Here is an 18,917-nt window from a genome sequence, read left to right as displayed (position 1 = left end):
GTTGCGCTACCGCCTCCGACCACCTGCCCGCTCCAAAGAGGCGAGCTGCAGGACGATGATCTGGGCGCTTGACAAGCAGATATAGCGAACGCAACCGAGTGATTTAGCGCCCTAAACTTCTCGACCACCGAAACCATAGGTCTCGTCACGGCGCGCGTCAACCATCTTGAACCCGTGCGGTTTAATGGGGTAAACATGACCCTACGAAGGGAGGCACGTATGGAAGCGCACGATGTGGCTCTAGCCGGGCTGAGAGACCAGCTTGATACGGCTTTCGACGTCGCCTTGTCCCAGCTGAAGGAGCTCCCTGACCCTCTGGAGCGCGCGAAGCTCGCGCATGGTCTCGCCAGCCGGGTGCAGGACTACGGCAACGAGTTTCAGGCGGTCCGCAACGAGGCAATGAACGAGACACTGCGTGTGGGCCGGTTGAACAGCACACAGCTTGCGTCCGAACTCGGCATCAGCAAGGGACGCGTAAGCCAGCTCGCCAAGGGAGCTCCACCGGAGAGGCTCTTCCTGGGCTCAGGCAAGGTCATCGTGGCGCTGGCCGAGAAGCTGGAAGACAGCAACGACAAGGACGGTAAGAAGAAGGCCATCCAGGGCCCGGTGATCGCTACTGAGGACGTCCAGACCTACGAGCGTCTGCGGGAGCTGGCCGAAGAGGTCGGCTTGGAAGTCAGCTTCGAGCGGATCCCGCTCGGCGGCAATGTCCGGCTCAACCGCAACAACCTCGTGGTCATCTGCGGCCCTCGGCTGTCTCCCCTCATCGAACAGATCCTCGAAGGTGATCCCCACCTGCGGTTCGGCAAAGATGATGACGGCTGGTACCTCACTGACCGCAACACCGGCCAGGTCTACCGCTCACCGATGGACCGGGGCGAGAACAGCGACATCGCCTACTTCGGTCGGCTCCCGCGCCCCGACGGCAAGGGAACCTTCCTTTATGTTGCTGGCATCCACGCGCGCGGCTCCGGTGGCGTCGTCCACTGGCTCAACCAAGAACTGGCCACAGTGCACCGCGAACTCAAGGCGCGACGGTTCTCGACCCTCATCTCCAGCCGCTTTGACCCGGAGACCCTGGAGACCGTCGCGAGCGAGCAAATCACGCCGTTCTACCGCCCAGAAGGGGCCTGAAGTGCAGGTATCCATGGCTTCGACCCAAGGTGTGGGCGCCGCGAACGAGGACACTGTCCACGTCAGCCCTACCGGGGTCGTCGTGCTGGACGGCCTGTCCGCACCCAAGGACCTGCCCATGGGGTGCATCCATGGCACCCCATGGTTCGTGCGGCAGCTCGGCGTGTGCTTGATCAACCTGATCGGTGACGACGCGGTGTCGCTGCGCGACGCGCTGCGAAGCGCTATCTCCGAGGTCAATGACCTCCATCGTGACACCTGCGCATTGGACCAGGAGGCCGTCCCGGCATCGACCGTCGTGATGATCCGTGAGCGGGGGGAAGTCCTCGACTACCTCGTGCTCTCCGACAACGTGCTGGTGCTTGACCTCAGTAACGAGGGCATCCGGACCGTCACCGACAAGCGAGTCGAAGAGGTGGCGGGCGAGGAGATGGAGGCCGCGCTCCAAGGGCCCACGGGCACTCCCGAGCACGCCGCGCGTGTCTCCGCGCTCGTCACCGTCCAACGGCGCCTTCGGAACCGGCCCGGCGGTTACTGGGTCGCGGCAACCGACCCGGCTGCGGCCGACGAGGCGATTGCCGGGAGCGTCGACCTTTCCCAGGTCCGTCAGGCCGCTCTGCTCACGGACGGCGCGAGTCGACTCGTTGACAGCTTCGGCGCTCTAAGCTGGGAGCAACTCCTCGATCTGCTGCGCGTCGAGGGGCCGGCGGCCCTAATCGCGCGCACTCGGGAAGTCGAGCTTGCTGACCCGGCGGGCGAGCGCTGGCCGCGGTTCAAGCGATCCGATGACGCAACCGTGGCGTACGCGCGCATCGGTCGGCCCGTTTCTCTCTCCTCTGGAGGCCAGCGCCTGGAACGCGGGCGCCGTACTGGTTCTTCATGGGGTGCGGGAGAACGCTCCGACGGACACACCGCCGCCGTCGTCCCTGCCCCGCAGAACGTTGCTGTGGCACTGGGGGTGGAAGCTGGCGACGACGTCATCCGGCGAACCCGCGTCTACCGTGACCGGCACGGCGTTGTCGCACACTCGACCTCGTGGATCCAGCTCGAGTTCGCCCAGGCCGTGCCCGCACTCCTCCGCAACGAACGCCTGATCGGCGGCACGTCCCTTGACCTCATCGCCCAGGAAACGGGTCGGCAGGCTGTGAAGCGAACCGACGAGACCACGGCCCGCATCGCCACCGCAGAGGACGCCCAACTCCTGGAACTCCAGCCCAGTACGAACGAAGCGATCCTCGTCCTCTCCGCTAGGTTCGTCGACCGCGAAGGTCGGCCTCTGGAATACGGCGTGGATCTGGGCGCTCCCGGCCGTACACGCGTCGAAACGGCGGACCTGACGTGCTGACCTCAACTTGCACCTCGGCCATGGGCGGGGACGTGCCGCACAAATCACGTGTCGTTCTGATGGCGGGGATGCCGGGCGCCGGCAAGACGACATTGGCAAGAGCCCTCGTAGCCGCAGGGTTCACACGGCTGTGTCCTGATGAGGAGATGTTCCGTCGCTATGGCCGGTACGGCGTCGACTTCCCGAGGGGGCAATTCCGAGTTCGGGAAGCTCCCGTTCTTGAAGATGTCGCTGGTGAACTCCGAGGACTGGTGGAGGCCGGCGACGACGTCGTGGTCGACCACGGCTTCTGGACACCAGAAGAGCGGGCCGAATGGCAAGCTCTCGTCGTAGGGGCTAGTGGCGTCCCCACCCTGGTGTACCTGCCGGTGCCGCATGAAGTGCGATGGTCACGAATCCGGGAGCGGAACCAGCTCGCTGATGTCGACGCCAATTCCATCGAGTTCAGCGAGCAAGACCTGCTGCGCTTCGCCACGCGCTTCCATCCTCCGACTGAGGATGAGCCGCATGTTGTATATGACGAGCGACCCAAAGCCCTGCTTGCCCAGCTCCGCGACCGCCTGCCTTCCGCGGAGGAAGGCCGACAGTGACCAGCCTTCAAAACGATCGGGCTTATCTGATCAACTCTCTCGGATCGCGTCTCCCGTTCGACGGACACCGCAATTCGAGCACGCCGCGCTTCCTCCATACATCCATGTCGTCACAGGAGGTTAGGGTGATCACAGATGTGACCGATAGCAGCAAAGAGTCCCCCATGACCGGGCACGGCCTTGGAGGACTCCTGGACGGGATTCCCGTCCGCACGATGCACCTGATGGGAGGTTATCGCGGGATGCAGCGTACCCGCGCGCGGGAACTCCACCGTGCAACACGCCGTTTACAGCCGTGATCGCTTTCACCGTTCAGGCGTGCGGGCACGCCGACTCCGCCTCTGTTGTTGAGGGGGTCGGCGTGACGTAACCGTCATGGCCGCGCTGCTTCGGCGGACTAACCATCCGCTCGGCCGCGCCAGCCGCGTCCTGACCGGACTCACCGTCCAGGGCAAGGCTCAGTCCCGGTCACTACCCGGTCCTGAGCTTCGGCTCATCGAGCCAGATCTACCCAACCGCACCAAAGGCCACTAACCACGGCCACCACAGCCGCGCAGCACCCGCTGTGCGTGTCCTGCAGGACCCCCACCACAGGGGCTCGGCAGTCCCACCGAGACGAGAGGAGCAATCTCCCCCTGCCGTTCGGTGTCTGCCCCGCTTCGCGAAGAAGGGGGCTGCACCCTCATCCACTCGCCGGCCGTCCCGTGTGAACGGGGTGGTCCGACTCGCATATGGAAGTAGGTGTCTTCGCCATAGTGCCCGATCTGGTGTCCCTTGAAAAGTCGAGCGCCGTCCGTTTCGGTACGATCCAGCCGTTTCGCGCGTTTCACGTGACGGACCAAACGTCCGCGATCCGCCCCTTCGCGCCTTTTAGTCAGGAAGAGGGTCTTCCTGTACGAAGTCACAACCCGGCCGCGTCTGTCCGGTCGGTGTCCACCCGCGTCCGCGACAACTTCGTCGGTGGCGTCTTCGAAGGGGCCGTCCCGTGTGACGGGATGCGATCCGAGGTTTCTGTCCGCCGTGCGGGAGCGCTGGGAGCAATCGGGGTTCGACGGTCTCTGTCCACAGGGCGGCCGGTCCAGGCTGCCGAGGTGATCCCTTCTCGCGCCGCTGTGCCCCGCCCTCGCTTTGCCCCCAAGGGGGGTGTCCGGTTTGGCTGGTACACCACGGCCATGACCGCCTGCACCGCCCTGTCCGCCCCGGCGCCTCTCGACGTCCGCGCTTCCTCGGTGACGCTCGTCGGGGGTGCTCGATGAGCGCCGCGGCGGCGTCGGCCGTCGTGCTGTCGCGCTCCCGCAAGGTGTCCGCTGGCGGGTCATCACGCCGTCGGCTTCGGTCGGTCCCGGCGCAAGCCGGTCCGGTGCCGGAGCGGGTGGCGGGTCATCCGCTGTCGCTCGGTCCTGACGCTCGCGCCCGTCTTGGTGGCGCGGTGCGCTCGCTGCTGGACCTGGCCGGCCTGGACGGCGCGCCGGACGCGGTGCGCCTGGCGGTACTGGTACTGGCGTCGCGGACGCCGTCGGAGACCGGGAAGGTGGAGATCCGCACCTCCGAGTTGGGACGGTGGCTCGGACTGTCCGCGTCGCACACGGCCTCCAGCGTGGTGCCGGAGTTGCGCCGCTCGGGCGTGGTGTCGGTGGAGACCGCAGAGGGCGAGTACCTCCAGGACGCCGGCCTGAAGTGCCGGGTGCTGCCGCTGTGGGCAGCACAGGACGTGGCCGGGCACCCGCTGAACCTGGCGAAGAAGGAGTACGCCACCTTGTGGCGGCTGCTGCAGGCCGTGATGGGACCGGGCTGGACGCACCGGGACGGCTCGGTGACCCCGGCCGGGCTGATCGGTACACGTACCGGTCGTGCCGCGGCGACGGACCGCCTCGCGCTGCTGCTCCTGGTCCTGGAGGCGCAGGAGACCGGGCGGGTTCGGCAGGTCGGCGGGACGGTGGACACGAAGCGCGGCCGGGCTGCTGCGACGCTGGCTCGGCTGCTGGGCTGCACGGCGTCGGCGGGGGAGCGGGTGCTGGAGCGCCTGGAGGACCGTGAGCTGGTGCTCCGTGTCCGTCTGCGCACGGGCTCGGGCCTGGCGAACCGGTCGCGGCTGATGGTGCCGGCGGTCGCTGCCGCGCACGGCCGTACCGCCGCCGACGACGTCCAGGAGGGCCGCTCGAAGGCTCCGAAGCCCGAGTTTTCAGACCCCGACGTTGCGGCAAGGCCTGGTGAGCCGTCGAAGCTGGGGACGGAATCGCAGGTCAGCAGCGTGCCGATGACGGATGAGGCTGATGTGGCAGACCCCGACGTTGCGGCAACCCTTCACACTGACCACCCTCACCTGGGTACTTCCGGCGGTTCTCTGCAGCTCTCTGGTGGCTTTTCCGGCGAAGGCCGTGGGGCGGAATGCCGTCGGCCGGAGCGCGCGCACGTACGCGAGGACGAGCCCGCCGATGGCGAGACCGCCGCTGCCGCGACCGGGTCGCCGGTGGCCGGGGGCGGCCCGCTGCGCGGGGAAAAGCCGAGGGTGTCCCCGGTCGATGAGCGGGTTGGGCAGCGCGCTGCCGGGGCTGGGGTTGGTGGCCAGCCGAAGGTCGTGGGGTGGGAAAAGGCGCAGCAGCAGAGGCGGGTGGGCCTTCCGGCTGATCTTCGTCTGCGGGTGGCTCTGGGGCCGGTTTTATGGCTGTGGGAGCGTCTGTCCGGCTGGCAGCAGGACCAGGTGGAGGCAGCCACGAAGGCGGAGCTGGCGCAGATGGCGGGGCTGGGAGTGGCGCCGGAGGGTGCGCCGCGGCTGCTGGCCGACCGGCTCACCGACCGGCTGGAGGAGACTGGCGGCGAGGCTCTGGTCACGGGCCCGTACGGGTGGCTGATCCGCCGGGGTCTGGTGCAGCGGCCGGCCTGCTCGCACCGGCGCTGCGACGACGGGATCCGGCTGGACTCCGGCGAGGACTGCGAGAACTGCGCCAACGTGCTTCACCTGCGCCGCTCCCGCCGGGCCCGGATCGCCGCCGAGGTCGAGGCGCAGCTGCCCGGCTTAGACGAGCGTGAGCGCCGCAGGGTCCTCGAGGAGCGTCTGTGTGAGGCCGCCGCGTTGGAGGCGGAGGACCTGATGTGGCGCCGTCGGCGGGCTCGGGAGGAGCAGGACCGGCGAGCGGCTGCCCGTGCGGAGGCGGCGGCCCTGGTCGAGGCAGAGCGCCAGGCCGCGGCGGCCGCGCTGCGGGTCCTGCCGTGCGAGGACTGCGGCCAGGAGCAGGCGTCCGGGCTGTGCGAGGTGTGCGGCTACCGGCGCCGGACGGAGGCCCTGACGGTGGAGGCCGGGATGGTCGCGGCCGCCTGGTCCGCCGACCTGGACGATTCGCAGGCCGTCGCCGCCGTCGTCTTCCACGTCCGGGAAACGCTCCAGGTGGCGGCCCGGAAGGCGGTGGACGATTTCCTGGGTTCGGCGGAGCCGGGTGAGCTGAATGGGGACCCGCTGGGCACCGCGTCCGTGCTGGCGTTCGGCGCGCTCCAGGCCGTGCAGGACGCGACCTCGGAGTACCGGCGCCGCGCCCTGGAGATGCTGGGCCGGACCGAGGAGGCCGAGGCTGAGGCCCAGCGCGCGTTCCGGACCGAACAGGGCCGCCACTGGTTCAAGCACAACCCGACCGGCGCGGACGCCGTCGCGGCGGCGACGAAGGCCGCCGACACGGCGAGGGAGCGCACCGCGCAGTACCTGCTGGCGACGCGGCTGGAGCAGCTGCGCGTCCGCGCCGCCGCCCGGACCGAGACGGCCGCGCCCGCGCCGTGGGTGGACCGGCTGCCCGACCTCGCCGCGCGCCCGCTGGACGGCGGCGCCACCGGGGCGGTGATCGCATGACCACGTTGTGACCCCTCGAAGGGTCTATGAGGACACGTCGAACTCCACCGGGATTATCCGCGCGAACTCGTTGTGACCCCTCGAAGGGTCTATGAGGACATGACGGCCGGGCGCCCGGTTGTGCGGTTGACCTCGTGTTGTGACCCCTCGAAGGATCTATGAGGACGCGGCGCTTCTGGGTGGACTCGACCCGCCGCATGTGTTGTGACCCCTCGAAGGGTCTATGAGGACCTGCCCTACGACCAGCGCCCCACCCGCGTCGTCGCGTTGTGACCCCTCGAAGGGTCTATGAGTACTCAAGATCCCCCGACCGGCGAAGGTTCTCGTCGCGTTGTTGTGACCCCTCGAAGGGTCTATGAGGACCGTACGCCAGACACGCGGCCACCGCCGTGCCCCACGAGTTGTGACCCCTCGAAGGGTCTATGAGGACGCCTGATGGTCTGTGCAGTCGGGTCGGCAAGCGCATGTTGTGACCCCTCGAAGGGTCTATGAGGACTCGAGCCTGCGAGTCAAGGAAGTGCGCGCCCTCCTGTTGTGACCCCTCGAAGGGTCGATGAGGACTCGAGCCTGCGAGTCAAGGAAGTGCGCGCCCTCCTGTTGTGACCCCTCGAAGGGTCGATGAGGACCGCGCCGAAGGTGCTTTTGCTCGGCCGGGTGGTCATGTTGTGACCCCTCGAAGGGTCTATGAGGACCAGATGCAGCTGCTGCTGTGGGGCGGCGGACCGGCTGTTGTGACCCCTCGAAGGGTCTATGAGGACGACCTGGCCGCCCTCGCGAGGGCCTTCGAGATCACGTTGTGACCCCTCGAAGGGTCTATGAGGACCGGTGCGCGGAGGACATGCCGCTGGATGCCCCGTCACGTTGTGACCCCTCGAAGGGTCTATGAGGACGTTCGAGACCCTGCCCGAGGCGCTCGGGATGATCGCGTTGTGACCCCTCGAAGGGTCTATGAGGACGCGCCTCGCACCTGGCCAACCCGACCGAGAACTACTCGTTGTGACCCCTCGAAGGGTCTATGAGGACCCTCGCCCCCCGCCCCCTGCCAGCCCTCAGCGGATCCGTTGTGACCCCTCGAAGGGTCTATGAGGACGGGCGAGGACCGCCTCTCGGCCTGGTCCAGGGACGGGTTGTGACCCCTCGAAGGGTCTATGAGGACCCGCGGCCCCGACGCCCAACTGGTGGTCGCTCAGCAAGTTGTGACCCCTCGAAGGGTCTATGAGGACCCGTGTTCCGGCACATCGACCGGGACCTGGACGACGAGTTGTGACCCCTCGAAGGGTCTATGAGGACGCGTCGGCCGGCTGAGGTCACCGGGCGACCACGACCGGTTGTGACCCCTCGAAGGGTCTATGAGGACCCCAGGGTAAAGCTGCAGATTACAGCGTTGTTCGTCCAGATGAGGGCCTGCATTCTGCAGTGAACCTCCGGTCGTGTCACCGAGTCCGGCGTGGCGCTGAAAGGTATCAGCGGCCCCCGTGATCCAACGGTTCGCTCCCACGGTGGGGGAACAATACGCTTCTTTCGGGTCCAGGCGCTGGATCATGTCGGTTCCCGTCCTCCTTCGCGTTGAGCGCGCAATCATGACCGTAGCGGTGGCCGTTGGTTCCTCATTGTGGTGACTAGGGCCGGGGTAGTTCCGCTTGTCTGGGAGCGGTCGGGGGGTGAGTGCCACGCGGGGTTGTCAGTGGCGGTGTCTAGGCTTCGGCCGCGTGTAGGGAGCGGCGTCAGCGGCTCCTGCGTTGACGGATGTCTATGGGTGGGGAGCGTGTGGATGAGGTTGTGCTTGGCGGTGACGACGGCTGCCTCTGAGCTGCCGTGGGAGGTGGTTCTTGCTCCGGGGCGTGGGCTTGTGTATGACGTGTTGGCTCGTCTGGCCCCCGAGTTGGGGAGGCGATTACATGGTGAGGGTCATGGTGTTCATGGAATGGTGCCGTTCGGGCATGGGGCGCCGGTGTTCGCTGCGGCTCGGCGCAGGCCTGGCCGGTATGCGGCGGGCGGGAGCGGGACGGTGGAGTTCGGCAGTCCTCTGCCGGAGGTCGTGGAGGTTCTCGCTGTCGGCTTTGGCCGGCGGGAGCTGATCGACTGGGGCGGGGTCGCACTGCGTCTGACGGGAATTACCGCGTTGAGTCCGCCGGACTATTCCTCGGGGCGGGCTGTGTTGCGGACGGTGACGCCGGTGGTGATGAAGGGTTCGGGGCGTGGTGAGGACGGGGTGCGGGCTACCCGGCAGGACTGGTTGCTGCCGGTGGATCCTGAGTGGGCCGGCTATTTTCAGGGGAATTTGCGCCGCAAGGCGGAGAGCTTGGGGATCGATCCGGGTGTGAGTTTGGAGTCCGTGACCTGGATTGGTCCGAAGCGGGGGTTTCGGGTGGGTCAGGGGGTGAAGCCCGGTGCTGCGGTGGAGGTGGAGGTGTCCGGGGCTCCGGAGACTTTGCAGGCCTTGTGGAGCTGGGGACTGGGTCAGGCCAATTCGGCTGGTTTCGGCTGGATCGCGGCATGAGCGCCTTAGGGTCCAGCCTGGAGGCGCAGTCTCGGTTGGTGCTCACCGCGCATCCGCTGCAGCGGGTCGGGGCGTACGCGATCGCTGCGCTGGCCGGCGATGACCACCCGGAGAATCTTGCATCGGCAGGGTTCGCCGAGGCGGTCGAGCAGGTCACCCAGCATGCGGTCGCTGCTGCGCTGGTCCGGGACAGCAAGGGGGCGAGTGGGTTTTGGTTGAAGGTCAGCTATTCCTTCTTTCCGAACTCGCCGATGAACCATCCGGGCAACGGCAAGAAGTCCGATGACGCGGTGCGGGATGCAATCCGTGGGTGGCGGCGTTTGCCTGTTCCCGAGTCCTGGCCGGAGGCCGGGTGTGTCTTGTGTGGCCGGCAGGCGGTCGGGTTTTTCGGGAAGGTCGATGTTGCGCTGGCGGAGAGTGAGGCCTACCGCAACAACGTGCCTCGCGGCCATGAGGGGATGGCTTTGTGTCATCCGTGCCGTGCCAGCTTCCATGCCCTGCCTTACGGCTGTCAGCTCACCGGAGGATCGTCGATCGCCGTGCACAGCTGGGACGAGCGGTTCCTGAGGCGTGCGGTAACCCGTCAGGTGGAGCGCAACTTGCCTTTGGCGGAGACGGGTGATCCTGCGCGGCGGCAGACGGAGGTGCGTGAGGTTGTCGCCCTGACCGCGTTGCGGCGCTACAGCGAGCGGGTCACCGGTGGGGCGGAGCTGCTGGTGTTCAACAACAACAACCGGGGTCAGTCGCTGGAGCGGCACGGCTTGGAGCAGTCGTTGGCCGAGTGGTTGCGGAGCACGTCGCGGGATCCCGGGTTGCGGCGCGGGTTCACCGCTTTGTTGCAGGCACATGCGACCAAGGTGGATCCGGGTGTGGTGGCCTTGGCCCGCAATGCGTTCCGGGAGCCGGAACGGATTCTTGGTAGCGGGGCGCGTCATGTGGGTCGGCTGGTGGCCGGTGGGGCCCCTGATCGTGAGCGGGTGGCCGACCTGGTTGCCGTGCTCTATTCCTTCGTCACCGAGGTAATGCTGATGAATGAGAAGGATCTGTCCGAGATCCGGGCGACTGCCGTCCGGATCGGGCAGTTGCTCGGTCAGGAGAGCTCTGGGGGCAAGCTCCGGCAGTTCCGCTCCTTGCTCAAGGATTCGCCGAAGTTGCGGCGCTGGCTCACCGATCAGGGGGTTCGGCGGGCCATCAGGCCTCCCGAGGGTGGTGGGGGGCCGCTGGTGACCGAGCGGGCCTTCGCTTTGCTTTTCGATCCTGGTTCGGACAATCCGGCCTGGTTCCATCGGGACCTGCTCCTGGTCGGAGTCCTGGAGGAACTGTCGCGGCTCGGCTGGCAGGCGGACGACGCGGCGAGTGTCACCGATGACGAGAGCGACGGTGGGGATCTTGATGCCGTCGACAGCACGTTCATCACTGATGACGAAGGGGAGGAAGTACGTTGAGTTTCCTGGTGGGGAAGATCGTGTTGGATGTGGTGGCGGGTGCCCCGAACAACGGGGAGGGCGAGGACAACACCGGACGTGTGAAGAAGTTGCGGGTGGGGCGGGAGGAGTTCCCGTACGTGTCCGCGCAGGCTTTCCGTCGGTGGCTGCGTGACTCGTTACCTTTGCAGGAGTCCCGTTCGGCGGTCACTCGCTCCGGAAGCGGTGCCAAGCAGCAGGCGCACACCGCGGGTCGCCCCGACCTGCACCTGGACGACGATCTGTTCGGGTACATGGTCGCGGTGAAGAAGGAGAGCTACCAGCGCGACACCGTGCTGGCCACCGGGACCCTGGTCTCGGTGGTGCCGCAGCGGCCCACGCTGGACTTCGGCACGATGAGCCGTGACTTCCCGGCCGGTGAGCACCCCGTTCTTCATTCCCACGAGCTGTACAGCGCCACTCTGGCCGGTGACCTGTTGCTTGACTTGCCCCGTGTCGGGGTTTTCGAGACCGACGGCAACGGGCTGCGGGTGGCTGTCAGCCCCGCGGCCGCCGACGAGGCCCGCAAGAATGGAGCCGAGGCCGTGACCTTGCGCGGGACCGCGGCGATCCGGCTGCCGCTGGCCGAGCGTCACCGAAGGGTCGCGACGCTGCTGCGTACGCTGGCGGCGGTGCGTGGTGGGGCCAAGCAGGCGCTGCACTACGGGGACCGGACGCCTTCGCTGATTGTGCTGGCTCCGCTCAAGGGTGGCGTCAATCCCTTCACCCGTGTCCTGGCCGCCCGTGATGGCAAGCCGGTGTTCCAGGCGGAGGTTTTGCGTGAGGAGCTGGATGGTTGGGCCGATGAGCTGGATGGTCCTGTGCTGCTTGGTTGGGCGCCGGGCTTTCTCGGTGATCAGCGTGAGCGGGTTCGTCGTGAGCTGAAGGATTTGATCGACGAGGGCCGTGTGGTTCTGGATCATCCCCGTGTGCTGCTGAACGGGTTGGCTGATCGTATCGAGCAGGGTGCCCACGACGCGTGGTTCGAGGACCCCGCGGCGTGAGTGGCACGGTGATCACTGCGTTGCGGCTCACGGTCACGGCGCCTGTGGTGTCGTTTCGTAATCCGCTGTATGCCGGGGTGCAGGTCACGTTGCCCTGTCCGCCGCCGGCCACCGTCGGTGGTCTGCTGGCCGCTGCGGCCGGGGGGTGGTCGCGGGTCGATCCGGGGCTGCGTTTCGCCATGGCCTTCCATGCCGGTGGGAAGGCGGTCGACTTCGAGACGTACCACCCCCTGGACGGGGCGGGGAAGGAGACCTTCCCGGCGCCGCGCAATCGGGAGTTCCTCACCGACGCCGAGCTCACCGTGTGGCTGCTGGAGGATCCTGAGGGATGGCGGGGTCGGCTGCGGAGGCCGGTGTGGCCGCTGCGGTTGGGTCGCAGCCAGGACTTGGTCGGCATCCGTACCGAGGTGGTGTCGCTCCGTCGTGAGCCCGGTGTTCAGCGTGGTGCAGTTGTGCCGGATGAGGCGGGGCGAGCGGGCACGCTGTTGAGGCTTCCCACGGCGATCCGCGTCGGCCGGGACCGCACCCGGTGGGATACCTACCGTTTCGACGGCTCTGGTCGCGCCGACCACCCGGTCGGCGGCAGTTGGTCGACCGACACCGGGCAGGCCGTGATCCTCCTGCCACCGACCCATCCCGACACCGTCCCGGATTCCTGACAACCCAGGCACCTGGCCGCACTCCAGATTTGGATCCCCTCGCGACCATGACGGACATCCTGTCCTCGCTGCGGGCCAAAAGCGCCCAACGTACCCGTCCCGCCGAACTCCTCACAGCCCACCTGGCCGACACACGCGCTGCCGCTGCCCGGCTGCGGCAGCGCGTCGGCCGACTGCGTGTCGTCGAGGAGTTCTTCGACGACACCTTCTGGATCGTTGTGGAGCTTGCCGGTCTCACCCATGACGCCGGGAAGATTCCCGAAGGATTCCAGCGGATGCTGTCGGGACACGTTCGGGCGTGGGGAGAGCGTCACGAGGTGGCCTCGCTGGGCTTCCTGCCCCGGCTCATCGATGACCCCGAAGTGTTGTCGTGGGTGGCGACCGCCGTCGCCACCCACCATCGTCCGCTCACCGGCCAACACGGACGCGACCTCGAGACCCTCTACGGCGGTGTCACCGCCACCGGACTGGGACGCCGCTTCGGCCCATTCGACCCACTCGCCGCCCCCGCCCTGGAGGCGTGGCTTCGCGAGACCGCCACCCTGGCCGGTCTCCCGGCCACCGCCCGCCCAGTCGACGACACGCTCGATGCCGTCGGGCTGGTCAGCGGTGCCCACCGGATGCTGGAGGAGGTCCTGGACCGCTGGGCGGATCGTGTCGGTCGGGAGGAGGGCCTGGCCGCCGTTCTCCTGCAGGGTGCCGTCACCCTCTCCGACCACCTGTCCTCCGCCCATCAAAACCTGTCCACGGTCCAGCCGCTGGACGTTGCGTTCCGTCCCCGGCTGGAGAAGGACTTCGTCGACCGCGGCAGAACTTTGCGCGCTCACCAAGTGCAGGCCGCGGAGGTCACCGGGCACCTGTTGCTGCGCGGGCCGACCGGCAGTGGCAAGACCGAGGCTGCCCTGTTGTGGGCCGCCTCCCAGGTCGAAGGAATGAAGGCGGCAGGGTGTGGCGTCCCGCGGGTGTTCTTCACGCTCCCGTACCTGGCGTCCATCAACTCCATGGCCACACGGCTGGGCGATACCCTCGGCGACCGCCAGGCTGTGGGCGTCGCCCACTCCCGCGCTGCCTCATACCACCTCGCCCAGGCCATCGCCCCACAGGACGGCGACGAGGAAGATGAACACGGCGAGCCGTGCCGCGTCGACGCCGCCGCCAAAGCACTGTCCCGGGCCGCGGCCACCAAGCTGTTCCACGAGAGCGTCCGAGTCGCCACCCCCTACCAGCTCCTGCGAGCAGCCCTGGCGGGACCGGCCCACTCCGGGATCCTTATCGACGCCGCGAACTCCGTCTTCATCCTCGACGAACTCCACGCCTACGACGCCCGCCGCCTCGGCTACATCCTCGCCAGCGCCCGCCTGTGGGAACGCCTCGGCGGACGGATCGCCGTTTTGTCTGCAACCCTGCCCGCAGCCCTGGCCGGCCTGTTCGAGGACACCTTCGCCGCGCCCACCACGCGGGTGGACACCCCGGACCTGGGCCTGCCGGCCCGACACCTCCTGCATGCGCGCGACCATCACCTCACCGATCCCGCCACCCTCGCGGAGATCCGGCTGCGGCTGGCGGGAGGGGAGTCCGTCCTGGTCATCGCCAACAACGTCGCCCACGCCACCGCCCTTTACGAAGACCTCGCCCCCGACGTCCGCAAACACCACGGCCAGGACGCCGCGCTCCTGCTGCACTCACGGTTCCGCAGGATGGACCGCTCCCTCATAGAGAAGAAGATCGCTGATCGATTCGGTACCGTCGCACCCGAAGCGCAAAGCAGCCGTCAGGTGGGCCTGCTCGTCGCCACACAGGTCGTCGAGGTCAGCCTCGACGTCGACTTCGACGTCCTGTTCACCGGTGCGGCACCCCTCGAGGCCTTGCTGCAGCGTTTCGGGCGAATCAACCGCATCGGCGCCCGCCCGCCCGCCGACGTCATCGTCCACCATCCCGTCTGGACGACCCGCCGCGGACAGCCCGGGAAGTACGCCGACGGCATCTACCCGCGCGAGCCAGTTCAATCCGCGTGGAACATCCTCACCCGCCATCAAGGCCGTGCCGTCGACGAGCTGGACGCCACCGCCTGGCTCGACGAGGTCTACGCCACCGACTGGGGCATGCAGTGGCGCCAAGAGGTCCTGGAACGCCGGGAAAGCTTCGACCGCGCCTTCCTCCAGTTCCGCTACCCCTTCGAAGACCGCAGCGCCCTGGCCGAAACCTTCGACGAACTCTTCGACGCAACCGAAGCGATCCTCGCCCAAGACCAAGACGCCTATGCCGCCGCCCTGGTCGCAACCGGCGACCGCCGCTCCGGGGCCGGCCGGCTCCTCGCGGACGAATACCTCATCCCCATGCCCCACTGGGCCGGCGCCCTCAGCCGCTACGAGAAGCGGCTCAAAATCCGCATCATCGACGGCGACTACCACCCTGACCACGGCCTCACCGCCGTTCGCGGACTGCCCCAATACACCTACCGGGCCGGGGAGGTCCTGTGATCGACGAGCAGGACATCGGAGGCGTCCACGTCAAGTACCTCTACCACTGCCGCCGCCAGCTATGGCTATACCTGCGCGGAATCCGGCCCGAACACCTGAGCGGCACCGTCCAGCTCGGTGAAGCCGTCCACGACACTTCCTACACCCGCAATACCCCCGTCGACCTCGGCGCGGCCCGACTCGACTTCATCGACGGCGCGCACTGGGTCCATGAGGTCAAGTCCTCTTCCCGCCCAAGCCCCGCCGACCAGGCCCAAGGCCGCCACTACTGCCACAGGCTGTCCCGCGTGGGCATCGACACCCAAGGCGCTGTCCTGCACTATCCCAAAACCCGGCGTATCCAGCGCTTCCCCTACACCCCCGAAGCCGCGACCCAAGCCGAAGCAGACATCGCCGACGTCTTGGCCGTCGCCGCTGCGGAGCACTCCCCGGACCGGCTCGTCCGCTCCGCCTGCCGAGGCTGCAGCTTCACCGACTACTGCTGGACGGAGTGAGATGCCCGCCGCTGCTCGTACATACTGGCTGACCAGCCCTTGCCGGATCCGCAGAAAAGACCAGTCGCTCATCGTCGAGCGCGAAACCGATGGCAACGTCCACATACCCGTTACCGACGTCCGCGACGTCATCGCCTGCGCCGAAGTTGACATCAACACCGCAGTCATCTCGCTGCTCAACCAGCACCGCATCAACATCCACATCCTCAGCTACTACGGGGACTACGCCGGCTCCCTGCTCACCTCGGAGACCAGCACCTCCGGAGAGACAGTCCTGGCCCAGGCAGAAAAGGCCCAGGATCCCAAGGCCAGCCTTGAGATCTCTCGCAGCATCGTCGACTCCACCGCATTCAACGTACGCCGCGTCGTCGACCGCAAACTCCTTTCCCGCCCCTACACAGTCCTCCAGAACTCCATCAGCGCAGCCGAGAGCCAGGCCCAGCTCATGGGCGCAGAGGGAACCTTCCGCCGCTCCGCCTGGGAAGTAATCGACACTAAACTCCCCGACTGGCTGCAACTGGGCGGCCGCAGCCGACGCCCACCCAAGAATGCAGGAAACGCGTTCATCGGCTACGTCAACGGCATCACGTACGCAAGAGTCCTCACCGCCGTACGCCTCACCCCCCTGCACAGCGGAATCGCGTTTCTTCACAGCAGCATGGAACGCCAGCGTCACTCCCTGGTCCTCGACCTGGCCGAAATGTTCAAACCACTCTTCGCCGAGCGGCTCCTACTACGCATGGCAGGCCGCAACCAGCTGAAGGAGCACCACTTCGACCGCGAGAGCAACCAAGCGATGCTCAGCGAAGCTGGTCGCAAACTCGTCGTCCAGACCGTGCGCGACGAGTTCGCCGTCACCGTCGCGCACCGCAGCCTCGGCCGAAACGTCGCCTACGACGAGCTGCTCTACCTGGACGCACTGGCCCTGACCCGTCACTGCCTGGAAGGAACCCCCTACAAGCCCTTCCGAATTTGGTGGTGACCGCCACATGTACGTAGTCGTCGTCTACGACACACTCGCCGAACGCAACTCCAAGATCCTGCGAACCTGCCGCCAATACCTCCACCACGTCCAGCGCAGCGTCTTCGAAGGCCACCTCAGCGACGCCCAGCTCCGCCGTTTCAGGAATGCAGTCGAAACAGTCCTCGACCTGAACTACGACAATGTTCTCGTCTATACCTTCCCACACGGTACCGTGCCACAACGCCTCGAATGGGGAGTAGCCGAACCCGCACCAAGCGACATCCTGTGACGGAGAAACCATGCGGGATGCTCGAGGCAATAGCGCAAACTTCAGCGCCACACCAGGCTCAGCAACAGACCGGAGGTCTGCTGCAGAAACGGCCCCTTGGACCTCCGGAACAAGCCGGGTGGGCTGCAGTTTTACCCTGGGGTCCTCATCGACCCTCCGAGGGGTCACAACGAGCCCCTGGGCTCCGATGGCTGACGCTTGCGTCGGGTCCTCATCGACCCTCCGAGGGGTCACAACGTGAACATCACGCGGCCTTGCCGCTGGCGACCAGCGGTCCTCATCGACCCTCCGAGGGGTCACAACGCAGAAGTCGGTTCGGCGCGGTGGTCGCTGACGCGGGGTCCTCATCGACCCTCCGAGGGGTCACAACTAGCCGTACGGGGCGCGGCCCCACCCTTCCCAGTCGAGTCCTCATCGACCCTCCGAGGGGTCACAACGTGACGTGTCGAGGGCTACCCGCGGTGGGCGGGCGCGTCCTCATCGACCCTCCGAGGGGTCACAACGAGATGAGCTTGGCTTCGAGCTGTGAGCGGACCCGGGTCCTCATCGACCCTCCGAGGGGTCACAACCCGAAGAACGTCTGGGCGACGATCCCGGCGGCGACGGCGTCCTCATCGACCCTCCGAGGGGTCACAACTGGCCGGGTCCAGCTCCGCCGGTGCGGTGCGCTGCTCCGGTCCTCATCGACCCTCCAAGGGGTCACAACTCTACGCCGGAAGCCTCGTCCCCGTGATCGAGGACGTCCTCATCGACCCTCCGAGGGGTCACAACACACCGACGAGGCGGTCATCACCATCAGCGGAGTCGTCCTCATCGACCCTCCGAGGGGTCACAACTAGAGGCGCAGCCTCTCACCGGGGTTGAGGATGGGGTCCTCATCGACCCTCCGAGGGGTCACAACTTGACGAGCCAGGCGGTGAAGTGGGTGACGGTCATGGGTCCTCATCGACCCTCCGAGGGGTCACAACGCCGCGGCGTCCAGCTCCCAGGCGTAGGCGCGCGCGTCCTCGTCGACCCTCCGAGGGGTCACAACATGGTGGCGGTTGACATCAAGTTCTCCTTGACGGGGAGTCCTCATCGACCATCCGAGGGGTCACAACACGGCGGGGGAACGCGCCTGAGCCCAACACGATCCGTCCTCATCGACCCTCCGAGGGGTCACAACGTCCAGCGGGATCCGATACGGAGGGCCTGCGCCGCCGTCCCCATCGACCCTCCGAGGGGTCACAACCCGTCGTCGATGCGGAAGGCGTCGCCGGCGGCGCGGCGTGTCCTCATCGACCCTTTGGGTCTCCTTTCACGTGGCGGTTGCGCTGGCTCGCCCGACTGCGATCCTCGGCGAAGTGGGGGCCAGCGGTCGGGCATGGGTCCAGGAAGCCAGTCAGAGCGCTGTCTCGTATACGACGGTGGTGTTCGGGCAGTCTTCGGCGATGCCGAGCAGAGCCTGGCGTTCGGCGTCGTCGGCCGCGAGGGTCCACCGGAGTTTGGTGGCGGTCCACTGCGCCGCGTACTCGCAGTGGTAGCCGCCCGCCGGGGGAAGCCATTGTGCCGGGTCCTTGTCGGCCTTGGATCGGTTCGACTTGGCGGTGACCGCGATCAGGGTGGCCGGCGAGGCCTGGTCGTTCGCGTATGCCTCACGCCGAGCCGCGTCCCACGCGAAGCCGCCCGAGTCGTGAACTTCTGCCAAAGGTACGAAATGGTCCACATCGAGGCCGGCCGCGTCCGTCACTGTCACGTCGTCGTACGGCGACACCCACACGCCGCCGGACAGTTTGCACCCGGCCGCCACGGCCGGAGCCTGGCGCGCCTCGGACAGGATCACCTCACGGCGGGTGTCGCAGCCGTCAGTGGCGTTGAGCCCCTTGTTCCAGTGCTTGTACAGGTCCCGCTCGTAGCCTTCGCGCTGCTCGTCCGCGGCCGGGATCTGGTCGATCGCATCGAACAACGCCATCGGCGCGAGCGCGGCGGGAGCCCCGGCGGCCGGGTGGGCTGGGGAGAGCGAAGCCGCGGCGACCGGGGAGGCGCTGGTGGCGAGAAGGGGTAGGGAGGCGAGGGCGAGCGCGGGCAGAGCACGGTGCACGAGGTTCTTGATCACGCCGGAGTTCTAGCAGGGCCAGCCGTCTCGCCGAAGGGTTTCGTGGGTGCGGCTCACTCGGG

Annotated in this window: 13 protein-coding genes and 2 CRISPR repeat arrays; of the genes, 12 read left to right on the top strand and 1 reads right to left on the bottom strand. The window is 67.3% G+C overall.

What is annotated here, in order from left to right:
• Nucleotides 1-219 precede the first annotated feature (219 nt).
• From AC07B0_RS38915 to cas2, 12 genes are all read left to right on the top strand, one after another.
• Nucleotides 220-1,134, top strand: a complete 915-nt coding sequence (locus tag AC07B0_RS38915) for a sigma-70 family RNA polymerase sigma factor (RefSeq protein WP_478900414.1) — start codon at nt 220-222, stop codon at nt 1,132-1,134.
• A gap of 1 nt (nt 1,135) precedes the next feature.
• On the top strand, nt 1,136-2,479 hold the full coding sequence (locus AC07B0_RS38910; RefSeq protein WP_478900413.1) for a UTRA domain-containing protein: 1,344 nt from the start codon (nt 1,136-1,138) through the stop codon (nt 2,477-2,479).
• Complete coding sequence (locus AC07B0_RS38905; RefSeq protein WP_478900411.1) at nt 2,473-3,069, top strand: P-loop nucleotide/nucleoside kinase family protein; 597 nt, start codon at nt 2,473-2,475, stop codon at nt 3,067-3,069. The genes AC07B0_RS38910 and AC07B0_RS38905 overlap by 7 nt, the downstream gene beginning before the upstream one ends.
• A gap of 1,429 nt (nt 3,070-4,498) precedes the next feature.
• Nucleotides 4,499-6,907, top strand: coding sequence for a hypothetical protein (locus AC07B0_RS38900; RefSeq protein ID WP_478900410.1), 2,409 nt, complete (start codon nt 4,499-4,501; stop codon nt 6,905-6,907).
• 4 nt (nt 6,908-6,911) lie between these two features.
• Nucleotides 6,912-8,264: direct repeats of the CRISPR family, unit length 30 nt; unit sequence GTTGTGACCCCTCGAAGGGTCTATGAGGAC.
• 651 nt (nt 8,265-8,915) lie between these two features.
• Complete coding sequence (locus tag AC07B0_RS38895) at nt 8,916-9,407, top strand: CRISPR-associated endoribonuclease Cas6 (protein WP_478900408.1); 492 nt, start codon at nt 8,916-8,918, stop codon at nt 9,405-9,407.
• A gap of 38 nt (nt 9,408-9,445) precedes the next feature.
• Complete coding sequence (locus AC07B0_RS38890; RefSeq protein WP_478900406.1) at nt 9,446-10,852, top strand: hypothetical protein; 1,407 nt, start codon at nt 9,446-9,448, stop codon at nt 10,850-10,852.
• The gene (gene cas7i / locus AC07B0_RS38885; protein WP_478900405.1) at nt 10,849-11,874 is read left to right on the top strand and encodes a type I-B CRISPR-associated protein Cas7/Cst2/DevR; all 1,026 of its coding nucleotides are present in this window, start codon (nt 10,849-10,851) and stop codon (nt 11,872-11,874) included. The genes AC07B0_RS38890 and cas7i overlap by 4 nt, the downstream gene beginning before the upstream one ends.
• On the top strand, nt 11,871-12,533 hold the full coding sequence (cas5, locus tag AC07B0_RS38880) for a CRISPR-associated protein Cas5 (RefSeq protein ID WP_478900403.1): 663 nt from the start codon (nt 11,871-11,873) through the stop codon (nt 12,531-12,533). The genes cas7i and cas5 overlap by 4 nt, the downstream gene beginning before the upstream one ends.
• Before the next feature lie 47 nt (nt 12,534-12,580).
• Nucleotides 12,581-15,013, top strand: a complete 2,433-nt coding sequence (cas3, locus tag AC07B0_RS38875; protein ID WP_478900402.1) for a CRISPR-associated helicase Cas3' — start codon at nt 12,581-12,583, stop codon at nt 15,011-15,013.
• The gene (locus AC07B0_RS38870; RefSeq protein WP_478900400.1) at nt 15,010-15,507 is read left to right on the top strand and encodes a CRISPR-associated protein Cas4; all 498 of its coding nucleotides are present in this window, start codon (nt 15,010-15,012) and stop codon (nt 15,505-15,507) included. Before cas3 ends, AC07B0_RS38870 begins: the two co-directional genes overlap by 4 nt.
• A 1-nt stretch (nt 15,508) precedes the next feature.
• Nucleotides 15,509-16,489, top strand: a complete 981-nt coding sequence (cas1b, locus tag AC07B0_RS38865; protein WP_478900398.1) for a type I-B CRISPR-associated endonuclease Cas1b — start codon at nt 15,509-15,511, stop codon at nt 16,487-16,489.
• Between the two features lie 7 nt (nt 16,490-16,496).
• On the top strand, nt 16,497-16,760 hold the full coding sequence (gene cas2 / locus AC07B0_RS38860) for a CRISPR-associated endonuclease Cas2 (RefSeq protein ID WP_478900397.1): 264 nt from the start codon (nt 16,497-16,499) through the stop codon (nt 16,758-16,760).
• Nucleotides 16,761-16,901: 141 nt separating this feature from the next.
• A CRISPR array of direct repeats spans nt 16,902-17,991; the repeat unit is 30 nt; unit sequence GTCCTCATCGACCCTCCGAGGGGTCACAAC.
• 150 nt (nt 17,992-18,141) lie between these two features.
• Here cas2 and AC07B0_RS38855 read toward each other — a convergent pair.
• Entirely contained in the window at nt 18,142-18,855 is a 714-nt protein-coding gene (locus tag AC07B0_RS38855; RefSeq protein ID WP_478900396.1) for an HNH endonuclease family protein, read from the bottom strand.
• Nucleotides 18,856-18,917 lie beyond the last annotated feature (62 nt).

It is taken from the genome of Streptomyces sp. NPDC044704 (assembly GCF_056433525.1).
The sequence above is the reverse complement of the archived record's forward strand: the minus strand, read 5'-3'. Positions and strand labels throughout refer to the sequence as shown.